Source organism: Pseudomonas sp. (genome assembly GCF_049645325.1).
Lineage (GTDB): Bacteria > Pseudomonadota > Gammaproteobacteria > Pseudomonadales > Pseudomonadaceae > Aquipseudomonas.
Genome location: NZ_JBARTQ010000520.1, coordinates 1 through 8,337, shown reverse-complemented (window position 1 = coordinate 8,337; position 8,337 = coordinate 1). Strand labels below are relative to the sequence as shown.

8 protein-coding genes are annotated in these 8,337 nt (G+C 63.2%); 5 read left to right on the top strand and 3 right to left on the bottom strand.

What is annotated here, in order from left to right; genetic code table 11:
* Positions 1-45 precede the first annotated feature (45 nt).
* Positions 46-987, bottom strand: a complete 942-nt coding sequence (locus WBB95_RS22130) for an alpha/beta hydrolase (protein WP_424489510.1) — start codon at positions 985-987, stop codon at positions 46-48.
* 99 nt (positions 988-1,086) lie between these two features.
* Here WBB95_RS22130 and WBB95_RS22125 point away from each other — a divergent pair, with 99 nt between their 5' ends.
* From WBB95_RS22125 to WBB95_RS22110, 4 genes are all read left to right on the top strand, one after another.
* A complete protein-coding gene (locus WBB95_RS22125) occupies positions 1,087-1,665 on the top strand; it encodes a DUF6436 domain-containing protein (protein ID WP_424489509.1) in 579 nt (192 codons plus the stop codon).
* A gap of 95 nt (positions 1,666-1,760) precedes the next feature.
* Positions 1,761-2,117 (top strand): EamA family transporter, encoded by a 357-nt coding sequence (locus tag WBB95_RS22120; RefSeq protein ID WP_424489508.1) that lies wholly within the window; start codon positions 1,761-1,763, stop codon positions 2,115-2,117.
* The gene (locus WBB95_RS22115; protein ID WP_424489507.1) at positions 2,117-2,527 is read left to right on the top strand and encodes a DMT family transporter; all 411 of its coding nucleotides are present in this window, start codon (positions 2,117-2,119) and stop codon (positions 2,525-2,527) included. The genes WBB95_RS22120 and WBB95_RS22115 overlap by 1 nt, the downstream gene beginning before the upstream one ends.
* Positions 2,527-3,759 carry a DegT/DnrJ/EryC1/StrS family aminotransferase gene (locus WBB95_RS22110; RefSeq protein ID WP_424489506.1) on the top strand — a complete coding sequence of 411 codons (1,233 nt, stop codon included), beginning with the start codon at positions 2,527-2,529 and terminating at the stop codon, positions 3,757-3,759. Before WBB95_RS22115 ends, WBB95_RS22110 begins: the two co-directional genes overlap by 1 nt.
* On the opposite strand, the gene WBB95_RS22105 is transcribed toward WBB95_RS22110, so the two are convergent.
* Together WBB95_RS22105 and WBB95_RS22100 are read right to left on the bottom strand one after the other, a co-directional pair.
* Entirely contained in the window at positions 3,731-4,615 is an 885-nt protein-coding gene (locus WBB95_RS22105; RefSeq protein WP_424489505.1) for a hypothetical protein, read from the bottom strand. The two genes, WBB95_RS22110 and WBB95_RS22105, sit on opposite strands and share 29 nt — an antisense overlap.
* Positions 4,612-5,718 (bottom strand): GNAT family N-acetyltransferase, encoded by a 1,107-nt coding sequence (locus WBB95_RS22100; RefSeq protein ID WP_424489504.1) that lies wholly within the window; start codon positions 5,716-5,718, stop codon positions 4,612-4,614. The genes WBB95_RS22105 and WBB95_RS22100 overlap by 4 nt, the downstream gene beginning before the upstream one ends.
* Before the next feature lie 170 nt (positions 5,719-5,888).
* On the opposite strand from WBB95_RS22100, the gene WBB95_RS22095 reads away from it, so the two are divergent.
* The gene (locus tag WBB95_RS22095) at positions 5,889-8,243 is read left to right on the top strand and encodes a penicillin acylase family protein (RefSeq protein ID WP_424489503.1); all 2,355 of its coding nucleotides are present in this window, start codon (positions 5,889-5,891) and stop codon (positions 8,241-8,243) included.
* Positions 8,244-8,337 lie beyond the last annotated feature (94 nt).

Here is an 8,337-nt window from a genome sequence, read left to right as displayed (position 1 = left end):
CACACCGCCATCGCAGGCAAGCCAGCTCCCACACTTTAGTCCGGGTTACGTCAGATGATCCGTGAGAAACCTGAAGTACTCCTCACGAATCTCGGGAATCTCATTCGCCAAATGATGCCTGCCGCGTGGAATCATCAGCACTTCAGGCTGATCGAACTTGGCGCGCAGCACCTTCAAGTTGTGCTGCCAATCCACCGTCATGTCCTCCTCGCCCTGCACGATCACTGGCCGCCGAGGGCTGCGCGGGGCGGCTTCGATGCGTTTGATCCAGCGTGCCAAGGCGCCCACCCAGGCGGTGGGCAATTGGCGGGGCTGCAGCGGGTCGGCTTCGAGGAAGGGACGAAAAGCCGGGTCGTGGGTGTTGTCGCTGAAGCGCCGGGCGATGCCTTTGACGAACGGGCGCAGCGCGTAATAACTCAACTGCGACCACCCCCACGCACGCGGCCGCACCAAGGGTGACAGCAGGAAGGTCTTGCCCTGGGCCGGGCTGTCGGCGCCATGGTTGAGCACGTGGTCCACCACCACCGCACCGCCGGTGCTTTGCCCGAACAGGTGCCAGGGTTGCGGCAACTGCAGCGCCTTGGCCTGGACGAACAACGCCTGCACCACGTCCTGATACACCGCAAAGTCATCGATGCTGGCGCGCGGGCCGCTGGACAAGCCATGGCCGGGCAAGTCGCCGGCGATCACCACAAAGCCCTGGTCCAGCGCCCAGTCCACCACGTTGCGGTACAGCCCCATATGGTCGTAGAAGCCATGGAACATGAACATCGTCGCCACCGGCGTTGGCGGCCACCAGACTTGCGCCACCACTTCAAACCCATCCACCTCGAAGCGCCCCAGGCGGCTCACCGCCGCAGCCTTGCGCGCCGGCAGGTCCAGCCCGTAAAAACGCTGGTAGACCCGTGCTTCGGCGCTGAGCGGTTGCGCATCCACCAAGGGCCGCAAGCTTTCGCGCAGATGATCGGGGTCAAAGCTGACAGGCATAAAGGGTTCCAGACTCACGGTGAAGATGAATATCGAGCTGCGATATTCATCTGTCAGGGCAAGCATGGCAAGCTACGCGACCTTCGAGGATTGATCTGAATGCGACAGCCCTACCGTTCCGCCTTGTTCGCCGGCCTGCTCGTGGTTATCTGCGCCGGCGTGCTGTGGGCGGCGTATGACTGGTTCCAGGGCCGCTACCTGCGCGCGTTCAGCGAGCACACGGCGGTATTTTCCGGCGACGCTTTGCGCCTGCCCGCCGAACTGGCAGGCCCTGGCCCGATCCGCCTGGTGCACTTCTGGGACCCGGCCTGCCCGTGCAATGTCGGCAACCAGCAACACTTGGGCGAGCTGATCGAGCACTACGCGCCCCAGGGCGTGGAGTTCTATGCCCTGCAAAAAGCCGGCAGCCACGGCAAGCTGCCGGATAATTTGCGCAAGATGAAAACCCTCACCACCCTGGCCGGTGCCGAGCAGGTACCGGCCACACCGGCCGTGGGCATCTGGGACCGCACAGGCAAACTCGCGTATTTCGGCCCCTACAGCGAAGGGCTCACGTGCAACTCCAGCAACAGCTTTATCGAGCCGATCCTCAAGGCTTTGGAGGCCGGGCGCGAGGTCGATGCCACCCACACCCTGGCGGTGGGCTGCTATTGCCAGTGGGGCAATGCGTCAAACTGAACACAAGCTGTTCGACCGGCAAACTCCAATCACCCCTTCGGCGCGCTGCTGTATCGTACGTTTTCAGCGGGATTGCGAGCACACGACAGGAACACATGAGCCAGTTAACCTTCATCCTCTGGATACTCAACGTGATCGTTGATACATCCGGCCAACTGGCATTCAAAGCCGCCGCGTCAGCCAGCGCCGAACATGACGGCATCGCCCACTGGAAGCACATGCTCAAGCGCCCGTGGATCTGGCTGGGTGTGATCTGCTACGTGTTCGAATTCGTGTTGTGGCTGGCCTTCCTGTCGCTGGTGCCGCTGTCGGTCGGCGTGATGCTGGGCTCGATCAACATTGTCGTGATCATGATTGCCGGGCGTTTCCTGTTCAAGGAAAGCCTGAGCAAGTGGCGGTTGATCGGCATCATGCTGATCGCCTGTGGCGTGACCGTCGTAGGGTTTGAATGATGAAACGGTTTTATATCCTCGGTTTTCTCGCGCTGATCATTTTTGACACGTTGGCGCAGGTCAGCTTCAAATTCGCCTCGGTGCATGCCGAACCCTTGGCCATGGACACCGCGTGGCTGGTTCGCGTGTTTGGCGCCCCCTGGATCTACGGCGCGTTCGTCGGTTACATCGGCGCCTTCTTCACCTGGATGACCTTGCTCAAGTACGCCCCCGTGGGCCCGGCGTTCGCGGCGTCGCACCTGGAGCTGATCAGCGTGACGCTGATCTCCGTCTGGTTGTTCGATGACAGCCTGACCCTGCCTAAAATCATCGGCGGCGCCCTGATCATCGCGGGCATCCTCTGCCTGGCGCGCAGTGAAGACGAAGCCGAAAAGGTCGTCGACGCCGACCGCCCGGAAACACTCGCTTAATGACCGGCCTCGCCGGCCAAAGGGAGATCCCGCCCACCGCGGGCTTGCCTTTGCGCTGGCGCGATTTGCTCGGCCTCGCAGGCGACCTGGCCCCGGCCCTGGCCCGCCAACTCTCGATTCCCCTGCCGGCGCTGCCCTGCTCCGGCACGGCCGCGCTGATCATCGCCCTGCGCGTGTTGCAGCAACGCATGCCCGGCCGTACCCGGCTCATCGTGCCGGCCTACACCTGCCCGCTGGTGGCCTTGGCCGCCCACTACTGCCCGCCGCTGCGCGTGGTGCCCTGTGATCTGCAGCCAGGCGGCATCGACCTGGACGAAACGCAGCTGGAACAGCTGTGCGACGATAGCACCTTGGCCGTGGTAGTCACCCATTTGGCCGGGCGCGTGGCCGATGTGGATGCCGCCAGGCGCATTGCCGGGGCGGTCGGCGCGGCGGTCATCGAAGACGCCGCGCAAGCCATGGGCGCACTGGACGACGGCCATAGCGTCGGGCTCAAGGGCGACATCGGCTTTTTCAGCATGGCGCTGGGCAAAGGCCTGACAACGGCGGAAGGCGGCGTGCTGTTCAGCCGCGACCCGGTGCTGCACCAGGCGCTGCACCGCCAGTGCCGCCACGACCTGCCGTTCAGCCTGACTTGGGAACTGCGACGCAGCGCTGAACTGTGGGGCTACGCGCTGGTGTATCAGCCACGCGGTGTGTACTACGTGTATGGCAAAGGGCTGCGCGCGGCGCTGGCGCAGGGCGATGAAGTGGCCGCCGTGGGCGATGATTTTTCTGTCAACGATATTCCGCTGCACCGCCTCGGCGGCTATCGCCGCAAAGTCGGCGCCGCCGCACTGGTGCGCCTGCCCGACTACCTGCAGCAAGGCCGCGCCCGTGCCTTGCACCGCGCGGCACGCCTGAACGCCTTGCCCGGCGTTTCGGTGGTCATGGACCGGCCGGGGCAGCAAGGTACCTGGCCGTTTCTGATGGTGGTGATGCCGTCTGCCCGCACCCGCGATGCGGCGATGACGCAGCTGTGGACCTCGGGGCTCGGCGTAACACGCCTGTTTATCCACACCTTGCCGGGCTACCCCGCCGTGGCCCCGCTGTTGCAGCCCGGCAGCGAGATTACCCAAGCCGAGGCCTTCGCCAGCCGCACGTTGTCGATCAGCAACAGCCATTGGCTGACCGACAAACACTTCGAACAGGTACTGAGTCAGCTCAAGGCGATTGTTGCCAACCCTGATTGATGCGCGCCACCAAGCGACCGTTCAGCGCGTTCTGTTGCTGCTGCCAGATCTGCACTTGCGCCTCGGGCAATTGCTCCTGGCCGTCGGACGCACTTAACCAGCGCTTGAACGCGCTTTCATAGCTGTAGGCCGACACATCCCCGGTGATGTCCGCGCCGATGATCCGGCCTTCGCAGGCACTGATCAGGTCATTCAAGTGCTGCTCCAGGAACTCGCCCTGGTCCCAGTTGGTGTTCACCACCTGCGGGCTCAGCACGTCTTTGTCGATGGACAGGTAAACCGGCAGCGTGCGATCGAACTGCGCCAGGAACGCCTGCATCAGGTCATCAGGGTTGCTGAAGGCACGATTGCTGCGCCCGGCGCCGACCCAGTTCATCCAGCGCGTATCAACGTTGACGTTCCAGTAGGTCAACTTGCGCTTGAGCAGCGGCGACCAGTGATTCTCCCAGGCATGGCCCAAGGCAATGTCCTGGGAACCGATGCCCAGCACATGCACGTGCTCGACCTGCGGCAAACGGCTGGCCCAGTAGACCCACGAGCCGCAGTGGATGCCGAAGGGGTAGCGCATGTTGTCGGGGTGGTTGTCGCAAATGATCAGCTGGAATTTCTGCTGCGTGGGCAGGCGGTTCAGCAACAGTTGGCTGAGGTGGTGATAGTCGCCGCTGCCGGTGAACACACAGCCGTAATCACTGGGCATCTGTGCGTGCAGGGCGCTTTCCAGTTCCCTGAACTGCGCCCAGCGGCAGCCGAAGCGAATTTTTTCCTGCCAGGCCTGCAGCGCCAGAATGGTCGCGCCAGGGATATCACTGACGGCGCCATCAAAGTCCAGCACCAACGGCGCTCGGGCCACGCTCATGAGGTTTGCTCCTGGTGCCACTGGTTGTCGCTTTCAAAGTGATGACGGAACCGGTTGCCCAGCTTGCGCAACAACGGGTTGCGCACCCAGACCAGGTGGCGAGTGAAGGTAAAGTCCGCGCCGAGGCTGGCCTTCACCTGCGGGTCGGTCCAGCCCGCCACATAAAACCTAAGGCCGTTGGCCACGGCGTACTCCAGGTTGATGAACCAACTGACGAAGTACAGGTTGAACTCCAACGCCTGCGGGTAATTGAGGCCAATGTACTTGTCGAGCAGCTTGTCGCCCTCCACGTAGCACAGGTTGTAACCGACCAGTTCGTCACAGTGCCAGTAGCAGAACACGCGCCCGTTGCTGGCGGCGTCCCTAAGCAGACCGCTGAAAAACGCCGGGGTCAGCAGGTCGAAATGGATCTCGCTCTGGTCGTACACCGCCCTGTACAGCGCATACAACTGCGCCAGCCAGGCGTCGTCGTTAAACCGCGCATCGCCGGTCTCGAGGATTTCCACCCGCAGCGCCTCGCGGCTGCGCAATTTGCGTCGGATATTTCGGCGACGGCTGTGGGACAAGCGCGCCAGGTATTCGTCGACAGTGGTGAAGTTGATCGGCACATACGCCAGTGCCTGGCCTTCCAGGCAGATGAAACCGCGCTGCGTACAGTCATCGACCAAGGCTTGCGCATAATGATTGTCGGCGTCACTGAGCAGCGGCGAGTTGAACGGTACGTCTTTGACGATGGTGAGCGCGCGCTGCGGCGCGCATTCTTCCTGCAGCCATTGCGCAAGCGCCTGGGGCGACACGCCCTGGGGGAACGGTGCGTATTCACTGACCGTGGTGCCGACAAAACAAGCGTCGATGCGCAACCAGGATTGCCACAGGCCGTACCCCGGCCAGCCGCGCACGCGCTTCACAAATTCATCGTCGGCGGTGGTCAACAGGTCGAACGGAGTGAAGAAATACGGCAGGCCATGCTCGGACAACCGAACGTCAAAGCCCACCGGCGGGTGCTGCAAAAAGCGCCCGATCAGCGACTGCGCTTCCAGGCTGCACGCGTAGGCAACCTCGGGGCGGCTGGAGTCTGGCATAGGTTGCATGGCGCAGGTCATGGCAAAAAGCTCAAAGATGACAGGTGGAATAGTAGCCGCTTCGGGGGGTTCTCCGCTTGAACCTCGGCTGTCGGGGTGGCGTATCGTGGCCGGCATCAGCATTTCCCTCAGCCTGCGCCAAACCCATTAGACTCCGTTGACCTTCAAGGTGACTGACTCAAGGACCGTCCATGAAACGCAGCCTGACCGTGCTCGCTCTGCTGATTGCCGCCCTCATGGCCGGTGCCGGCTGGTATGTCTACAGCAAGCAGCCCACTCGCCAGGGCTCTGAAACACTGGCCAACCTGCAAGGCACGGTCACCGTGCGCTACGACGACCGTGGCGTGCCGCACATCCGCGCCGAGAACGAGACCGACCTGTACCGCGCCCTCGGCTACGTGCACGCCCAGGACCGGCTGTTCCAGATGGAAATCATGCGCCGCCTGGCCCGTGGCGAGCTGGCCGAAGTGCTGGGCCCCAAAGTGCTGGAGACCGACAAGCTATTCCGCAGCCTGCGCATTCGCGAGCGTGCCTTGAGTTACGTGGAGCACATGGACCATGAGTCTGCCGCGTGGAATGCCCTCCAGGCCTATCTGGACGGGATCAACCAGTATCAGGATACGCACCCCAGCCCGATGGAATTCGACGTGCTGGGCATCCCCAAGCGCCGGTTTACCGCTGAAGACACCATCAGCGTTGCCGGGTACCTGGCCTACAGCTTCGCCGCCGCGTTTCGTACAGAACCTTTGCTGACTTACATACGCGACCAGTTGGGCGGCGACTACCTGAAAGTCTTCGACCTCGACTGGCAACCCAAAGGCGCACTCAACCTCGCGGCCAGCGACTGGAAGACCCTCGGCGCCCTCGCCACCCTGAGCGACCAGGCCCTGGCCGACAACGGCTTGCCGCAGTTCGAAGGCAGTAACGCCTGGGCCATCAGCGGCAGCCGCACCAAGAGCGGCAAGCCGTTGCTGGCGGGTGACCCGCATATCCGTTTCTCGGTGCCGTCGGTGTGGTACGAGGCGCAGCTGTCGGCGCCGGGCTTTGAGCTGTACGGCTACCACAACGCGCTGGTGCCGGTGGCGTTCCTGGGGCACAACCTGGATTTCGGCTGGAGCCTGACCATGTTCCAGAACGATGACCTCGACCTGATCGCCGAAAAGGTCAACCCGGACAACCCCAACCAGGTCTGGTACCACGACCAATGGGTCAACATGACCAGCAGCGATCAGCAGATTGCGGTCAAGGGCCAGGCGCCGGTCACCCTGACGCTGCGGCAGTCGCCCCACGGCCCGATCATCAATGACGTGCTCGGCGAAAACGGCGGCAAGACGCCGATTGCCATGTGGTGGGCGTTCCTCGACACCCAGAACCCGATCCTCGAAGGTTTCTACCAGCTCAACCGTGCCGACACCCTGGCCAAGGCGCGCGCGGCGGCAGCCAAGGTCTCGGCGCCGGGCCTGAACATCGTGTGGGCGAACGCCAAAGGGGATATCGGCTGGTGGGCGGCGGCGCAACTGCCGATCCGTCCGGCCGGCGTCAATGCCGGCTTCATTCTCGATGGCAGCACGGCCCAGGCCGACAAGCTGGGTTTCTATCCCTTCAGCGCCAACCCGCAGGAAGAAAACCCGGCGCGGGGTTATGTGGTGTCGGCCAACGCCCAGCCGGTTTCGCCCACCGGCATGGAGATTCCCGGTTATTACAACCTGGCCGACCGTGGCCAGCAGTTGAACACGCAACTGAGCGATAAAAGCGTGAAATGGGACGTGACCAACAGCCAGGCCTTGCAACTCGGCACCACCACGGCCTATGGCCCACGTTTGCTGGCGCCCCTGCTACCGGTGCTGCGCGAGGTGGTCAAAGACCCGGCGCAGTTGAAGCTGGTGGAACAACTGGCGAGCTGGAAAGGCGACTACCCGCTGGACTCCACCAGTGCCACGCTGTTCAACCAGTTCCTGTTCAACCTCACCGACGCGGCCTTCCACCCCAAACTCGGCGATAACCTATTCAAGACCTTGCTCGGCACCCGCGTGATCGACGCCGCGCTACCACGCCTGGCCGCCTCAGCGGATTCACCGTGGTGGGACGGCAAGCGCGCCGAGACCGTCAAGCTCGCCTGGGACAACAGCCTGGCGCACCTCAAGGCCACCTTCGGCGATGACCCGAGCCAGTGGCAGTGGGGCAAGGCCCACACCCTGACCCACGGCCACCCGCTGGGCATGCAAAAGCCATTGGACGTGGTCTTCAACGTCGGCCCGTTCCCGGCGCCCGGCAGCCACGAAGTGCCAAACAACCAATCGGCCGCGATCGGCCCGGCGCCCTGGCCGGTAACCTACGGCCCTTCGACCCGGCGCTTGATCGACTTCGCCGACCCCGCCCACGCCCTGACCATCAACCCGGTCGGGCAAAGCGGCGTGCCGTTTGATTCACACTATGGCGACCAGGCGGAAACCTACATCGAAGGCGGCTACGAGCAGGCGCATTTCACCGATGAGGAAGTGACGGCGAATACCCGTGGCACCTTGAAACTGCTGCCGGCCAGATAGCCGCTTGGAACAAGATCAAAATGTGTGTGGGCTTGCTCGCGAAGGTGGTGTGTCAGCCACTCATGCAGTGGCTGACACACCGCTTTCGCGAGCA